Genomic DNA, 16,129 nt, shown 5'->3' with positions numbered 1-16,129 from the left:
AAGGATATTTGTTTTTTCGGGTCTATTCATGGGTCAGTTTGTTCAAAATTCGGGTGAGGGCTTTCTCATCCTTATCCTCAAGCACCTTAAAAAACTGGGCATCGACGGCTTCTACAAGAGGGACAAGTTTTTGGATGAGTTTCTTTCCCTTTGACGTGAGGGATACAGTCTTGGCGCGCGTATCGGTTTCGTGTTCAACTCTTTTTATCAATCCTAAAGTGCTCAGCTTTTTTAATGAACTTGAGACGGTCATTTTGTCGAGTTTTGACCATTTGGATATAAGGACTTGGGTTGACTCATAATCGTGTTCTTCAAACCAGAGGAGAATCGCCATAATCACATGGTGGGTATGAGAAATGTTATAAGGTTCTAGAGCGTGTTTGATGCACCGTTGCCAAGTCACTGTCGTTTGCCACAGCAAAAAACCGGGGCTGTCTTCAGCATGCTCAAATCCAAAAGGGGAGTCTTGCTTCATCATTCCTTAGGTATTCATTTTCCAAGCTTTCTGGCTCTGGCAACCAACGCCTCCGTTTGTTCTGGCGTCTTGGCGACAATTTTCTCGCCAACGATCTTACGCCACAAATATCCGAGAGGGCCCGTAATGGTTAATGTTGTGGTGAGTTGAACACCTTCAGGCGTTTCAATTACTTCATGTTTACCATACATCTTGGCGCCAGGAAAGCGTGTGCAATCGGTGAAGAGATAATTTTCCTCTACCTCCACCAACTGTATTTTAACAGGGGGTGCGCCTGAGGGTTTGAGCGTAAAATAATTGCCAACCTCAAAGGGCTGGTCCATCTTGCAAAGGTCTGTGCCCGGATTCCAGGTGGTCCAGGTGTTGATGTCTGACCAGACTTTCCAGACCATTTCAGGGGTAATCTTCTTAAAAGTTTTGCTGTAAGTGTGTTGAAACATGAGCGCCTCCAATTAGTAAAGACATATATTGTAAACATTTTTACTAATTAATTTGTGAGGTGTCAATAGAAAAAATATTTTTTAAGAATGTCATCATGATCAAAAATCCCCGGTTGTGTCAGCCGAGGGGTTTAAAAAATTGGTAATAACTTAAATAAATGAAGTCATTGTTGTATTTTACCTCTCCCACAGGGGGCCATTAATCATCATAGTGGCCTTCACAAGAAAAAATGAAGATCTCAGCGCGTCCTGTGACTCTGTAGACCAGGCGATCTTCATCATTAATCCGTCGGGAATAACAGCCTCTATATTTTTTCAAAAATTTACCCTTTAAAATCTCCGGCTGTCCGGCTCCTTCAAGAGCATAGGGCCTCATTTGAATGTCGTCCAGAAGCTCTCTCATTTTTTTGCTTTCTTTTAATCTTTCAAAAGCTTTTTCGACTGCAGGGGAAAGAAACTTGATTTCTAAGCGAGCGGGTTCTTCTTCTGTTTCTGCGCGATCAGGATCAATATCTGTCTCAAAAGATCGAAGGCTCATTTTATTGATCCGGAGAAGTTGTGCCCGGAGTTTTTCCAGAGGTGTTCTTTTCTTGATTTCGGGCTTGTATTGCAGAAGGCGCTCTGGGAGGAGTTCCAGGGGCGCCCTTTCCACATTATGCTTATCGCCAAGTGATGACTTAATATTAACAGGTGAAACTGGAACTACTTCCACAAGCTTCATTTTTTCAACAGCAGCTGAAGGGGGTGAACTCTTATTAAGAGAGGCCTCGATTACACTTTCAAGGAATTCGAGTGAATCATCATCCTCTTCTTCCTCAACATCAGAGCCTGCAAGGGGTGCGAGTTCAAGTTCGATGCGCTTTTTATGGTACATCGCTATTTGCATGAAGAAATGAGCTCCCCAAACATCACGGAACGTTGCATTTGAGAGATACATATAGGCATCATCATAATTTTCATTCCCATAGGCGAGCATACCACGATAGAATTCTTGCTCTCTTGACTTTGCTTTGAACTTCTTTATCTCTGCCTCAATCAATGCAACGATCGTTTTCTGAGTTGTATCAAGCACATCTTGAGATAAAAATTCTCTTAACGACTCCTGATGCTCCTTCATCATATAAAGCTGATAGGCTTTTGCAATCAAAAGAGTGCAAGAATCAAACTCTTTCCAAGCTATCTCGAAATTATGGGGCTGATTATACAATGCCTGACAAAGATGAGTGTCGTTCAGGTGGATAATACCCGCATAAAGCCGAGCCTCTGGGACATCAGATTTCCTATAGTATTCAAGGGCCTTATCGTAGGCGGGGGTTCCGTGGATGGCACCATACAAGCCATAATAATAAAGATTTCCAAGACTCAGAAAAGATTTTGAACAATTTGATAGTTCAAAGCACTGAGCTGCCTTTACAAAATCTGGCTGCCTATTTTCAAGACGGCCTATTCGTCCTCGGTAATAAAGACAACCGAGATTATTAGCACCCCTCACCCCTGCTATTTCAAAATACTTAGCCGCGCTGACATAATCAGGCTTTCCCTGTTTAACGTCATGACGCCCCTGGGAATAAAGTAAACCAAGATTATCAAATGATTCAGCAGTTCGTGAGTGAGAATAAAGTTCGATGGCACGTTTGAAGTTCGGTTTGCGCTTAACAGCGCCATAAAATCCCTTTAGGTAGAGGAAGGCGAGAATATCGTATGTAGAGGGATATGTAAATTCTGCGTGTCGTGATATTGAGCTTTCACATAATTCAGCTACCCGCTTATAATCAGGGACGCCCTCTGTTGCACCTATATGTCCATCGAAATAGAGCCTCGCTAACCCGTGGACCGCAGCAGGAATGCCTGACTTTTCAAAATAATAAGCTGCTTTTTCGTGCTCGCCCAAATTCTTGTTATACAAGATACCAAGACAACAAAAAGCGACCGGGCTACTGGCTTGCATAAATGCTTTAATGGCCCCTGGGTAATCTGCCTTTTCCATGAGATCGCTGCCTAACTGAACACAAACCAGATTTCGACGATGTTTATCACGCACATCTAAAATCCACTTTTGTTTATGGAGAGTTTCCTCTGGTTGGCAAAAGGGTTCAATAACAATACCATTTTGGACATAAGAACTGTAGATTATTGAAAAAAACTGGCTTAAGCTGTCCATTTTCAACTGGCTAAGTGGTTTTTTTTGAAATACAGCTTTAAAATTGCTTATTTGAACAGATGCTTTCTTTTTAAATTTACTCAACCATACCTTCGTCAATTTATCTTGGGCTGTTTCCTCCCACTCTCCTGTCCTAAACCACTGAAGATGGAAAGCATGAACATACCATTTTAAGGCATCTATGTCCTCTTTCCTTCGGCTACAAATATCGCCTAACACCAACACACTCGGGATATGTCCAGATACGGCAAGGTCGCGCAATAATTGATAGGCGCTTAATTTCTGACGATCATCTGATGCTTCTCTCAAACAGGCCTGAGCGCCTTTAAAATCCTCTACTATTTTCTTCTCATGTTCGTCCGTTTGAGGAGGAAAAACCGCCGCAACGGTGCATACTTGTTGCGCTGAGAATGTTAAATAGTCTTTCGGTGAAGAGGCGGTCTGTTTTTTTCCATCGCCTTCATTTGCCCTCGGCAGCCCATCCACACAAAGTCCCGCGACGCTTATACCCATAAAAAAAATGCTGAATAGGGTCCCAATTTTTCTCATCATGTAATCTCTAAAGTTGTGGTAAATGAAATTTTCAATAATAGGATTGTATATTATATATCGGAATTAAGGGGTCCAATACAAGGCCTTTATTGACTTTTGAATACTTTTTCCTTCAAAGGCTCGGTCGGTTTGCCAGGCTTGAGATCCTTTGCTCTTGCCTGTGTCATCCCAATACCCTCGCCGTGTCATCCCCGCGAAGGCGGGAATCCAGTTTTTACCAATATTTAACGTTATAGTATCTTAGAAATCTTAGAGTGACTGGATCGCCGCCTTCGCGGGGATGACACCATAAGGACTCGAGGGGAATTGAGTGTTAGGAGGGAGCGGTTTATGAAGCCGGAGGAGCTTGTGCGATCCAAGCGTTTGAGGATTTCGAGCACAAGATCAGGAAACATAAAGCTGCAACGATGGCATACCCAAAGATGATTGTGGCAACGGGGACGATTGTTCCATCAAACATGACTTCAGATAGAATGACGAGTCCACCCGCCAAGAACTGCCTTATGGCCGTCGTCATGGCCATGGAGGTGCCATAAATATCTGGGAAGATTGAGACAACTTTCATGCCGAAGGTGCCCGCCATCATGGCGCCACCCGCTGCAATGAAGGCCATGAAAAAGCAGATCATATTGGCATTGTCCATATCCACTTGGCAGGTCCAAAAGAGACCGGCAGCCCCGATGAGGGTGAAAAAGCTGCCTAAGTTTTTCGTATAATCGAGCCCCATTTTCCCAATCAGTTTCATCGACAATAACGAAAACACAATAAATGTCCCCATGGTGGAGGCTTGATAGAGGCTGAACAACTCGAGACTCATGTCCATATGATTAACGAAGATGATGGAGATGTTGGCGATATAGACAACGATGGCAGAAAACGGGAACCAAACAATTAAAGAATATCCCATAAATTCAAGGCTCTTTGAGAGTTTTGCATAATCCTTAAAGACGGATATCATGTTCAAGGGCTTGCGCTTCTCGACAGGGAGCGTTTCCTCAATAAAGAGCCATGTTCCGATGAACGAAAGGGTGGCAAGAGCGAGGATGGCAACGAAATTGGCGCGCCAGCTATAGACCTGGCTTAACCAAGCACCCACGATGGGAGCGCCTGCCATGGAAGCGGAAATGACTCCATTCATTAAACCGAGTATTTGACCCGCTTTTTGGGCAGAATACTTATCAAGAAATGTGGCGGCACCAATCACCGTAGGGACAGAGGCGGCGACTCCTTGGATGAGCCGCATCCCGAGCATCATATTAAAATCGCTGGTATACACACATCCCACACTGCTTACCAGAAAGAGAAACAATCCGCCAAGCAGGACTTTCCGACGCCCATAACTATCGGATAGGGGGCCCGTGACAATGCCGGCAAGACAGAGACCCGCAAAGTTGAGGCTCAAAATCAGTTGGATCTGATTTTCCTCCACACCAAAATATTGAATCATTTGGGGAAAAGCAGGGACGTACATATCCGCTTCTGCACATGTGGCGATATACATCAACGTGACCAGGAGAAGAAGGGCGATGTCAGTGGTTTTTTCGGAAAGTTTTGTGAAAAGAGGTTTGTCGAACATGAGATACCTTTAGAGTTAAAGGGCCAGGTCGTTTTAAGTTCATAATTTATTTATAAATAAGAAAATGGGTGACTTCAACCTACAATTTATGGGGTTGGTAGAAGGCTATTTTGAGTTTTATTCAACAGGAGCTATCTTCATTCTTTTTGTTGTAGCTTCATAATCATAATCGCCATTGCGAGGGAATGCGAAGCAATCCAGGGGCCAAGGATAAACTACTTAAAGGGGCACCTTGAAACAAATAGCAATTCTAGATCTATTTTGTTGCCCCTGAATTGCTTCGTCGTATGCGCTCCTCGCAATGACGACTAATGTATTGATTTGTTGCTGTTCACTTTGAAAAGATCAAGACTATAGAGGGAAATGAGGAGTGAATTTAAGAGGGGGAAGGGGATCGACGACCTCATCTCCTTCCCACATTGCCGGCAAGGTTTGCAACACAACATGTGGGACATCTTTTAGGGGCAACTTTTGCTCCTCACTGAGTTGGGAGATGCCTTCCTCGCCCAATGCGGCAATGCGCCCCCGACCATCAAGAGGCACTTCAACGGTAAATCGATTGTCCCAAAGGTAGGTGCCTTGCTGATTGATCGGGATATCGTCTCCAACGGCAGCAAGCTCTCTTACAATCCAATACTGTTTTGCCTTCTGGATGAGCTGGCACCCGCCAAGGGTAAAGGATTGAGAAGATTGCATAGCCTCCATTGCGCGATGGAGAGCTTGGCGGCGCACCGGATAATCGCGCGTGCCAATGGTCGCCAAAACCCGCTTTACAATTTCTTCAAGAACTTCCGCAGACTCACCCAACGCTTCTTTGTCCAACGATGCATACCCATAAGGGGAGAGCGTGACATGCTCTTGAATGTACCTCGAGATACTTTGATCAATAAGGCGTTGAGAATGGGTGAGCCGCTCGAGGGTTTCTTGCAAGGACTGAGGTGTGAGGCCTTCTGCGACTAGGCTGGGAGTCAATTGACGCCATCGGATGCGTGCAAAGTCCTTATTCTCATTGCTGGGATCCATAATATAGGGCTGATTCATTTTCTCGAGATATACTTTGAGGTGCGCAGAATCAATGGTGAGGAGGGGGCGTAGAGTTCGCCCAAACGCTGTCGCAACTGCCCCTTGAATGCCCGTTAAGCCTTTAAGACCGGACCCTTTGGCCAGGCGAATCAGGAACGTTTCCAACTGATCTTGTGCATGGTGGGCGGTCAAGAGGTGCTTCACCCCATGGGCTTGACACCATTGTCCCAATAGGTGATACCGCGCCTCACGCGCAGAAGCTTGGAGAGCTGTTTCAGGCATATCTTTCTCACCTCGATCCCAAGTCAGAATATGATGTTCCATTCCGTGGGCTTCAAGCCATGACTTAACTTGGACGGCTTCTCTTGTAGATTCTTCTCGCAATTTATGATCAACGGTCAAAGCGATGGCTTTGCCGCCTTGCGCTTTCGCCCACGCATGGGCTAGGAGTGCCAAAGCCATGCTGTCCGGTCCCCCAGAGGTGGCGATGGCGATGGCGGGGGTTGGCTCAAATGGGGCAAATGCCGCCATGAGGGCCGCAAAATTTTGAGATGTCAGGGTCATTCGTTGAGTACCATACCCTTCAGATTTCTTTTATGAGCTTTGCTACCTTTTCAAGGGCAATGTCCTTTGCTCTTTTTCCTAAGGACAAGTCCAATTCTTCTCCTCTTACAATATACTGCGAAAACGCAATAAATTGTTTATCTCTTTCAACCCAGCCAGAGAACCAGCCTTGGTCTGTGCCGCCCCCTGTTTTGCCAAAAAGTTTCCACCCATTGGGTAAATCTTCTAACGCCAAGATTTCTCTTGTTTTTTCTATGGCTTGTCGTGAAACAATGGTCTCGATTTGAGAATGATTATGGTTATATAAAATCTCCATGAATTCAACTTGATCAACAACGGAAACTCTTAAAGAACTCATTAACCAACAATTTGTTAGTCCATTGTCTTTCCCTGGGTCTCCACGACAATCTTGATTACCATATTTAAAATCAAAGAGATACTTTGCAAATTGTTCATATCCGATCACTTGGGTGACGACTTGAGAATACCAAACGGCGCTAATCTTCATCCACTCTCTGGGCGTTAAATCTTTGCTATCCTTTTCTTGGATAAATGCTCGAAGGGCATCTGTGCCGGGATCATACAGCTTAAGAAATCTTGGTTCAAATTTAATTTCAGGGTGATCAGCATCTTTCAAAAAACCATGATCAAACCCCATGAGGGCGATGACAGGTTTAAAACTTGAACAAGGGGAATGTTGCTGGCGACAATTGCCCTCTTCAACTATAATATGTGACGTGTTGGATCTGGCAAAAAAGGCGGGTTCCTTGTTTTCCATTGAAAAAGTAGAGCAGGCCAAGAAGAGGAACAAGAGGGTGTGGAGAAAGGCCTTCATAATAAATCCCTAGATAAAATTCTGGCGAAAGCAGGAAATAAACTTTTCAAATTAATAGGCAAAATAGCTTCATGTGTCAAATTAATATTCATGTTTTATTTACTTGTGAAGAGCTTAGACGCAACGATTCCATCTCTGTTGGCAATTTTAAAGAATCTATTCATTTTGCGGATTAAATGGGGAGGAAATTGTCTTTTTCCAATGGGTTAAGCCTGCATATAAGGAAAGCCCAATAAAGAATAGAAGATTATCATGCAAATCGCCTGTTTTTAAGGCATTGAGAAAACTAAATAGGGTGAGGAGGGTCACACACGTGGCGTCGGGTGAAGAGAAAATAGATTTAAGGGGATGGCTTTTCAAAATAAGCGATAAAAAACCTAAGAAAAGGAATAATCCAATCAATCCTGTTTCGCTTAAAATTTCCAAGAAAATATTGTGGGGATGAAGATTGATTTCACCCAAGCCATGGGAGATCGGCCATCCTCCCAACCCAACGCCTGCAATAGGGTGCTGAAGGAACGTGTGATAGGCAGATTGATAAAAGGTGAAGCGTTCAGTGACCGCTTCGTCGATTTGACCTGTCAGAAGAGGGGCCGCTCTTTGCATGAAATGGGAGGTTGTATGCTCAAAAATCCCGTTGAAGATGATGGTTGTCCCAATACAAAAAACCGACAATATGCCCAGATGAAGGGCCGTTTTGGAGGGGCTATCCTGCCAACCCCTTAAGGCATAAAACACAGTTAAGGCTAAGACTGTTGCAATAACGGGTCCTCTGCCGCCCAAATTGATCAAAGCATAAAAGAATAGGCTCCCCAAAAGAAGGGACCAGAACCATAAGCCTCGAAAGACTGAAACATTCGGTACTCTTGTTGAATAGTCAAAATAAGAATAGGCCATCAGAATGAGGAGGCCGACCCCTAACGTTTGACCGGTGACCAAGTAATTGGTGTTCATGATGTCTGACATGGTAGTGAGGCCATTCATCCAAAATACCCTAAAACATTCGCCCAAAATGATCATCGAAAAAACAACGAATGCCCCCAGCAGCCTTCTCAAGCGCATCTTATCTTGCGAAATAACCATGTATCCTGCCAAAAACCCAGGGATCGTATAAATCAAATAACATAGCGTTTTCTGAAGTTTGTAGTCATGGGAGGGGGACCAAAAACTTGTGGTGATGAACCATAAACTCATGCCGAGAAAGACGAGAAGAAGGGTGTCTCGGATGCTTGTCTTTTCCGCGGGTTTGTTTTTGAAATAGAGGACAAGCCCCCAAGGAATGAGGATGAGGGTCAGAAAAATAGTCACATGAGGAAAAGAGGAAAGAGCAGGGATGTTTTTATATTGATAGGAGAAAAGCCACAAGACGAAGATAGATTCAAAGGAAAAGAGGGACTTAAAAATAGTCATGGCACCCTTTGGGACTGATACGGCATTGAACAATTCTACTCTACGCTGGTCCATAAAAAAACAGAAGGGGGTTTAGTCCCTTCTGTTTCTTGGTTGCATTAGGCGGTCGTTTTAAGAAAAATTGCCCTTTTTATCGATACAGTCAAAGATATAATCCAACCAAGCACCTGTCTTTTTCAGGACAGATAGAATTGGTTTTGCTCGGGCATATTCTTGAATATCTTTGTCGCGATCCTTGATTTCTTCCTCTACAAAACTGAGAAGTGTGGCTCGATCCACAGCATTTTGCTCAGTTGTTCGTGTGAGAGAGACTGAAAAAGAACTTGTGCTTAAGCCTGAGTAAAATCTCCCATTATTTTCGTTCTCTAGAGCTGCTTTTGCAAGATTGAGGTCGTTGATAAGTTGTTCCATGAGGGGCGCTCTGTGATTCCAATAATTGAGTTCAAAGATCGCCAGTTGGCGGGTTATATTAAACCATTTTGGTATTTGCTTATCTATATCTGCACAATCTGTATTAATGTCAAAATTTGGCCAATTCTTAAAGAATATGGCAAGGGAAGAAAGAGCTCTTTCAACCTTCTGCGCTAAGCTTCGCTCTTGTGCAGCAGCATTTTGTTGTCCATGGGGTGGATGCATGTACTGCACTTGCATTTGATGCATTTGCATAATTTGGGTGTATATCCCTCTAGTATAATCCTCAAACTTGATTGTCATTTTGCCCTGAAAGACACCACCACAATGTTTTACACAAGGAAAGGACTTGAATGACATCATAGGAAAATTGTCGAATGTTGGGAAAGCTTCTTCTGGAAGTAAACCTACGAGTCTAAATGCCGTGAGCATAATCCGTGAATCGGCAATACAACCAATTTCATCTCCATGGTCTGAAAGAAATTTAATGATTTCAGCCTTATCTTCTTCCGAGACATTATGAAGCTTTGATGGTTTAAGGGTTTTTATGCAAAGAGCCTGATACTTGGGCAACAAATAACCACCGATCATAAGGCCTATGTCTAGATAGGAGACTGAAGGACAAAGGTCGTTGTCTTTTTGTAGGTCGTATATTTTTACGAGTTCATCCTCGAGTGTCCAAGCGTTGCTTCTTATAGGGGTATCTTCAGAAATTAAAAAAGCTAAACGTGCCTCTGATGGGACATAGGGATATTCGCATTTAGCTGAAAGAGTTTGACAATAGTTGTTGTAATGATCCCTCATTTTATTTTCTAATTCAGACACATCCTCTTCAAGAGAACTATTAGTATAGGCCTGAAAAAGACTTTGAAACTCTGGATTCTTCAAAACTGAATCTACAAATAATGACTTTGCATATTCTTCATTTTGTCTTTCTTTAATGAGACGTGTCTGCGTAAGGTCTTCCTCTTTTTCTGCCGCACGGACATGATACGAAGGTATCAAAAAACTTAACGCCAAACTCGTTGTAAGTATTTTTAAAAATTTCAATTTCATAATCTTGCATTCCTCTTTTGAGTGAATTTGTTGATTTGAATATGATAAAAATTAGTACTATGTATATACTGTTTGAAGAAGAATATCAAGAATTATCATGATTTATGTATTGGAGAAGCATACTATAATTGTCGTTTCTAGAATAATTTAAAGCCCCAATACATCTTTCATAGAGTAAAGGCCCGGCTTTTGATCGAGCAACCAACGCGCGGCGTGAAGAGCGCCATTGGCATAGACGGAACGGGAGAGCCCACGGTGGGACAACTCAAGCATTTCTTCCTCGCCAATGAGGCGCACACAATGATCTCCGATGATTGATCCTCCCCGTTGTACCGAAAAACCGATGGTTCCCTGTTTTCGTGTCCCAGTGGTATGGTGGCTACATTGGAGGGTCTTTAAGGATTTACCGCGTCCTTTTGCGGCCGCTTGCCCCAGCATGAGGGCGGTTCCTGAAGGTGCGTCCTTCTTATGACGATGATGCAGTTCGGAGATTTCAATGTCAAAATCTTCACCTAAGGCATGGGCTGCTTTTTCAACAAGGCTTGTTAAAATTGTGATGCCAATACTCGTGTTAGAGGAAACGACCAAAGGAACTTTCGTTGCCAAAGTAGGCAGGAGTTGCTTGTGGTGAGGTTGTAAACCCGTCGTGCCGACCACAAGTGGTTTCATATGCTTCAAGCTTAAATCGAGGTGGTTGGGCAAAGCATCCGCTGATGTGAAGTCAATCACAACGTCACTGGCCTCAAAAAGGCTCTCTATGTTATCTCTTGTTCCAGCAACACTCAAATTGCAACGAGGATGATTTGCAAGAGCGGTCATGATAGCTTGGCCCATGCGACCCTTAGATCCCAAGACACCGACTCTAATCATGGCTACAATCTTTCTACTTTCTAGCTTTCAGTTCTATGAAAGGCTATGGTTAAGAGTCTGTACGTTTGCTCGCCCTCTTTAAGGGTTGTTCGTTCTCTTTCACTCCTGAAGCTTTGACAGGCTCACTCATAAGGGCTTTTAGACTGTCATCACTCAAGTTTGTAGAACTCCCAAGGTGTTTCCCATTTACAAAAATACGAGGGACCGTCATAGATTCATCCAATTTACCCTCGGCCTTTATCTTCATTTCCCGATAAAGATCTGGACGACCCTTGATGTCGATTTCTTCAAAAGGTATTCCGCGAGTGTTAAAGAAAGACTTTGCCCAACTACATCCAGGGCAGTTTGGGATGGTATAAATGACCACTTTTGGTTTAGCTTCTCCTTGTATCTCTGCATTCGTGGGGGAAAACATGGCAATAAAGGCAAAAAGGAAAGGGGCAACAAATCTCATAATTTTAATATCCTTAAATATAGAGTTAACGGTTCTTTCTTTAAAAATACCAGCTTTTAGAAAAAATTCAATGATTTAAATGTTTCGCTAGATTTCCAGCCTTATAGAGGGCATAAAGATCATCGAATCCCCCGATGTGGGCATCGCCAATAAAAATTTGAGGAACGGAGGTCCGGCCTCCGGAACGCTCCAGCATTTCTTTGCGCAAATCAACATCTTCTGAAACGTCGCATAATAGGTAAGGCACATCCAATTTATCAAATAACTTTTTGGCTTTCACGCAATAATAGCACTGGGGCGTTGTATATATTATGACTTTGGTCATCGTATTACTCCTTGGTTATAATGGTTTTATAACACGCGCCAGGGTTAAGACGCGAACTTCTTTTGCACCCTCATTCAATAAAACGCGGGCACACTCAGTGACCGTTGCACCCGTGGTGAAAACATCATCCACTAACGTGATGCGTTGTCCTTTAATAACGGAAACCTTTTCAGGGGGAATTTGAAAGGCGCCACGTATGTTGGTATATCGTTCCTTGCGGTTTTGGTGTCCTTGTTTAGATGTTCGGCGTTGGCGCTTGAGGGCATCCGTGCATGTAGGGATATAGGTTAAATGAGAGATGTTTTTGGAAAGAAGCGTTGCCTGATTATATTGTCGAAGAAACAGCCGCATCCAGTGCAAGGGAACAGGAATAAGAAGATCCGTATTCATCAAGACTTCTTGTCCAACACGAATCATGAGCTTGCTAAGTCCTGGGGCGAGGTAAGTTCCATCTCCTTGTTTGAACTTTAAAATAAAACGGCGACACGCTTCAGTATAAGCCAGGGCGCTTCGACTTTGAACAAATAAGGGGGGAAGGCGATGGCATGAGGGGCATACGGTTTGGTCCGGTACTTCATAGGGAAAGGGCCATCCACATAGGGTACACCAGGGAGAAGAAAGGAAAGTGCAGCTTTTCCAGCAATGTGAACATAATGTGTGGTGATTGTTTGTGAGATCTCCGCACCCAAAGCATCGAGGCGGAAGAATCAAATCAAAGAAGACCTTGGATATGGGCCTTGACAAGGTTTGTGTCGACATGAAAAACCCCAAAGATGGTATCTTTGGGGTATCATGACAAAAATGAGTCGAAGAGGAAAGTCCTTAAACGGGCGCAGCTTCTTCTTCAGTTTCCTCAGTCGTTTCTTCTTCAGTCTTCTTTTCTGTGCCTTCTTCCGTCGTAGCTTCTTCTTCCGTCGTAGCTTCTTCTTTCGTTGATTCTTCGGTAGTTGCTTCTTCCTCATCCGCTGGTTTCACGTCCTGGACTTGGGATTGGCCGGCGGGTTGTTGAGCGCCACCTGCCACTTGTGCTTGGGCTCCTTGAGGGGCCCCACTTACCATTTGAGGGCGCATCATCTGGGCGTTTGCCGCTTGCTGTTGCATCATGGCTCTTTGTTGCATCTCTCGTTGTTGCATCTGTTGCATCAACAGAGGATTCATCTGAGGGTTCATCTGCGGATTCATTCCTGCCATTTGAGGCTGTCCCATCATCTGGGGATTCTGCCCCTGCTGTTGCATCATGGCTCTTTGTTGCATCTCTCTTTGTTGCATTTGTTGCATCATCTGAGGATTCATTTGAGGATTGCCACCCATTCCTGGTTGTTGCGGAAAAGAACCAAGAAGGCGTGTTCCAGGTTGTCCGCCAGGTTGTCCACCAGTCATGCCCGTTTGTGTCGGCATAGAAATTTGTGGGGTCATTCCATGTGTCATGTAAGGATTGTTCTCGAATCTCGGTGTAACCATCGTGCAATTGCCCTTGTCACACACATTTAACGTATGGTTCTTACGATCGAAGATGGAGATAAAATTTCCACCACTTGTGATCACGAATTGGTCTTGAACATACCCGTAATAGAGTAGGGCACTAATGCCCGCAAGTATTGTTAAACAAATCAAATATGTGGATCGTGCGGTCGTCATTGTTCCTCCTCGTCGTGGGACTTCTTTAGAAACGTATGGGCTTTCGTCATATAATTCGTCATATTCCATCGTGTCTTATTAATTCCTAACATTTCTCTATATTTTTATTTTAAAGAGGATTTGTTAAAATATCGTAAATGTTCAAGATTAAATTAAATTATATTACTTTTTATTATCAAGATGTTGAGTGAATAAGGAATTCATGCTAGGACTAATTATATGTTAAATTTTAGGAGTTCTTAATGAGGCGCTTTTTTAAATACGGTTTCGTTGCACTTCTCATTCTGTTTCCAACATGGGGACAAGAGCGAGCCCCCCTCAATTCAGTCTTTCCCCTTTTAGAAGCTTATATTGAAAAATCAATGGCAGCCGAAGGTATTCCGGGTGCAGTCGTTGTTGTTGTGAAAGATGGAAAAATTGCTTATATCAAAGGGTTTGGCGTCAAAATTGTCGGCCAAAAGGAACCGATTGATGAGCACACGCCCTTTGCATTAGCCTCGGTTACAAAGACATTTACCAACATGCTGATAGCGCGGTTGGTGGATCAAGGGAAGCTTCATTGGAAAGATAAAGTCTCGAAATACTTGCCTGACCTCAAATTGCAAGACCCTAAAGTATCTCAAGACCTCTTGATTGAGGATTTATTGTCCCATCGCTCAGGGTTGCCAGGTTTTGCGGGAGATTCTTTGATTGAATTGGGCTGGGACAGCTCTCAAATCATGCTGGCATTGAAAAATATTCCCATAGATTCGGCTGCATTTCGAAACACTTATGCTTATCAAAACGTCACGGTGGGCCTTGTGGGGCCTATTCTGGAGAAAGTAACGGGCAAACCCTTAGCTCAGCTTTTTCAAGAAGAGTTATTTGAGCCAGTGGGGTTGCAGGAAACGCGGCTAGGCACGGCGGCTCCGTTAACCTTATGGGAAAAGATTCTGGGGATATTTCGAAAAAAAGCCCCCGAGCCTACGTTTCATGATGTTGCCCTACAAAAGACACGCAACATGCCGAATGGGAATCCTGGAATACTTACCTTTCCCGCTTCTAGCGGGATCATATCTACAGGTTTGGATATAGGGAAATGGATGATCTTTCAACTTAACAACGGGGAAATTGATGGGAAAGCGGTTGTGAGCGCCGCAAGTCTGAATGAAATGCGAACACCCCATGTGGATCTTGCCAAGCAAGGTCACCGCCAATTTCCCAAGAATCGTGTCACAAAAGTTCACTATGGCATGGGATGGTTCATTCAAGACTATGCCGGTGTTTCAGTGCTCAGTCACATGGGGGGTATGCGCGGGACCCGCTCGCTTATATTTATGATCCCCGAAGAGAAGCTCGGGATCGCGGTGTTGGCGAACATGGGGGGAATGCGAGTGAGTCTCTTTCCTGAGGGCATCACACATAAATTTATGGATTTGTATTTGAAAGTGCCCGATGAACAAGATTGGGCTAAAACATTATTTGAAGAAAGTAAGAGTTATCGGGAAAAATATGAAAAGCATCGGCGTGTTGAGATGTTACAAAGCCTGGCGCCGGCTCGAAACCTAGATGATTATACTGGAATATATGAAAATGCCTTGTATGGGCGACTCGAAATTGGAAAAGAGGGGGATGCGCTCACTCTAACCTACAAGGATCGCCCCAAGGTCAAGCTTGACCATTGGAATGGAAATGCCTTTCAGTTTCCGGGATCAGATCTTTCCTTTGGTTTCAGCGGATACGACCAAGGTGAAGTGATTTTCTCTCAGGAGAAAGGGAAATCAGACCGAATGATGGTCACCCTGCTTCATGAGGGCGTGGATTCTGTCTTCGAACGGGTGAAGGGGTAGGTCGCCTCAAATAAAAACCCCCGGGCTGGCAATAGACTCGGGGGGTGTGTGTAGCTTTTCGGGTGAGAGATGTAAACTATTCCATTGCTTGAGTAATGGGATGACAAAATGAGAGATATGGGCTATTCCACAGGCCAAAAGGCATACAAAAATATAAGAATAACATAAATAAATCAAATCATTGCGAGCGCTGCGTTGGCTGAAATTATTTGATTTGGTGAATTATTCTCCTGTTGCCACCCCTCACCCGCCACGTAGCTTCGCTCCGTGTCGACCTCTCCCACAAGGGGAGAGGTGAAAATACACGAGTTAAAAAGTATATTATTTTCTTGGTTAAAATAGAAGGCTGTTCTTTACCCCTCCCCTTGTGGGAGAGGTCGACTCTGAACAAAGTGAAGAGGCGGGTGAGGGGTATTATTCCTTGTAATAACTTCACGCAGCGGCTGTTTCGATAGCCTTATTCAACTCAATCGGCTTATGGTCACTCCACAACACATATCGAATGAGGTA

Annotated in this window: 14 protein-coding genes; 1 reads left to right on the top strand and 13 read right to left on the bottom strand. The window is 43.9% G+C overall.

The genetic code is table 11. From position 1 onward, the window contains the following. Positions 1–22: 22 nt before the first annotated feature. From K2Y18_05035 to K2Y18_04975, 13 genes are all read right to left on the bottom strand, one after another. Positions 23–478 carry a MarR family winged helix-turn-helix transcriptional regulator gene (locus tag K2Y18_05035; GenBank protein MBX9805104.1) on the bottom strand — a complete coding sequence of 152 codons (456 nt, stop codon included), beginning with the start codon at positions 476–478 and terminating at the stop codon, positions 23–25. Positions 479–489: 11 nt separating this feature from the next. Beyond that, positions 490–915 carry an SRPBCC family protein gene (locus tag K2Y18_05030; protein MBX9805103.1) on the bottom strand — a complete coding sequence of 142 codons (426 nt, stop codon included), beginning with the start codon at positions 913–915 and terminating at the stop codon, positions 490–492. Positions 916–1,114: 199 nt separating this feature from the next. Then, positions 1,115–3,628, bottom strand: a complete 2,514-nt coding sequence (locus tag K2Y18_05025) for a type II toxin-antitoxin system YoeB family toxin (GenBank protein MBX9805102.1) — start codon at positions 3,626–3,628, stop codon at positions 1,115–1,117. Positions 3,629–3,956: 328 nt separating this feature from the next. Next, positions 3,957–5,204, bottom strand: a complete 1,248-nt coding sequence (locus K2Y18_05020; GenBank protein ID MBX9805101.1) for an MFS transporter — start codon at positions 5,202–5,204, stop codon at positions 3,957–3,959. 351 nt (positions 5,205–5,555) lie between these two features. Next, positions 5,556–6,791, bottom strand: coding sequence for a tRNA lysidine(34) synthetase TilS (tilS, locus tag K2Y18_05015; protein ID MBX9805100.1), 1,236 nt, complete (start codon positions 6,789–6,791; stop codon positions 5,556–5,558). A 19-nt stretch (positions 6,792–6,810) separates the two neighbouring features. Next, a complete protein-coding gene (locus K2Y18_05010; protein ID MBX9805099.1) occupies positions 6,811–7,626 on the bottom strand; it encodes a hypothetical protein in 816 nt (271 codons plus the stop codon). A 156-nt stretch (positions 7,627–7,782) separates the two neighbouring features. Continuing rightward, positions 7,783–9,036: an O-antigen ligase family protein gene (locus K2Y18_05005; GenBank protein MBX9805098.1), complete on the bottom strand. Its 1,254-nt coding sequence runs from the start codon at positions 9,034–9,036 to the stop codon at positions 7,783–7,785. Positions 9,037–9,147: 111 nt separating this feature from the next. Beyond that, on the bottom strand, positions 9,148–10,503 hold the full coding sequence (locus tag K2Y18_05000; GenBank protein ID MBX9805097.1) for a hypothetical protein: 1,356 nt from the start codon (positions 10,501–10,503) through the stop codon (positions 9,148–9,150). 147 nt (positions 10,504–10,650) lie between these two features. Next, positions 10,651–11,373 carry a 4-hydroxy-tetrahydrodipicolinate reductase gene (gene dapB / locus K2Y18_04995; GenBank protein MBX9805096.1) on the bottom strand — a complete coding sequence of 241 codons (723 nt, stop codon included), beginning with the start codon at positions 11,371–11,373 and terminating at the stop codon, positions 10,651–10,653. Positions 11,374–11,422: 49 nt separating this feature from the next. Further along, the gene (locus K2Y18_04990; GenBank protein ID MBX9805095.1) at positions 11,423–11,788 is read right to left on the bottom strand and encodes a hypothetical protein; all 366 of its coding nucleotides are present in this window, start codon (positions 11,786–11,788) and stop codon (positions 11,423–11,425) included. Positions 11,789–11,894: 106 nt separating this feature from the next. After that, entirely contained in the window at positions 11,895–12,152 is a 258-nt protein-coding gene (gene grxC / locus K2Y18_04985; protein MBX9805094.1) for a glutaredoxin 3, read from the bottom strand. Positions 12,153–12,167: 15 nt separating this feature from the next. After that, complete coding sequence (locus tag K2Y18_04980) at positions 12,168–12,911, bottom strand: ComF family protein (GenBank protein MBX9805093.1); 744 nt, start codon at positions 12,909–12,911, stop codon at positions 12,168–12,170. A 63-nt stretch (positions 12,912–12,974) separates the two neighbouring features. Next, on the bottom strand, positions 12,975–13,790 hold the full coding sequence (locus K2Y18_04975) for a hypothetical protein (GenBank protein MBX9805092.1): 816 nt from the start codon (positions 13,788–13,790) through the stop codon (positions 12,975–12,977). Between the two features lie 242 nt (positions 13,791–14,032). Here K2Y18_04975 and K2Y18_04970 point away from each other — a divergent pair, with 242 nt between their 5' ends. Next, positions 14,033–15,619 carry a serine hydrolase gene (locus K2Y18_04970; protein MBX9805091.1) on the top strand — a complete coding sequence of 529 codons (1,587 nt, stop codon included), beginning with the start codon at positions 14,033–14,035 and terminating at the stop codon, positions 15,617–15,619. The last annotated feature ends 510 nt before the right edge of the window (positions 15,620–16,129 follow it).

This window comes from Alphaproteobacteria bacterium (genome assembly GCA_019746225.1).
GTDB lineage: Bacteria > Pseudomonadota > Alphaproteobacteria > Paracaedibacterales > VGCI01 > VGCI01.
The sequence above is the reverse complement of the archived record's forward strand: the minus strand, read 5'-3'. Positions and strand labels throughout refer to the sequence as shown.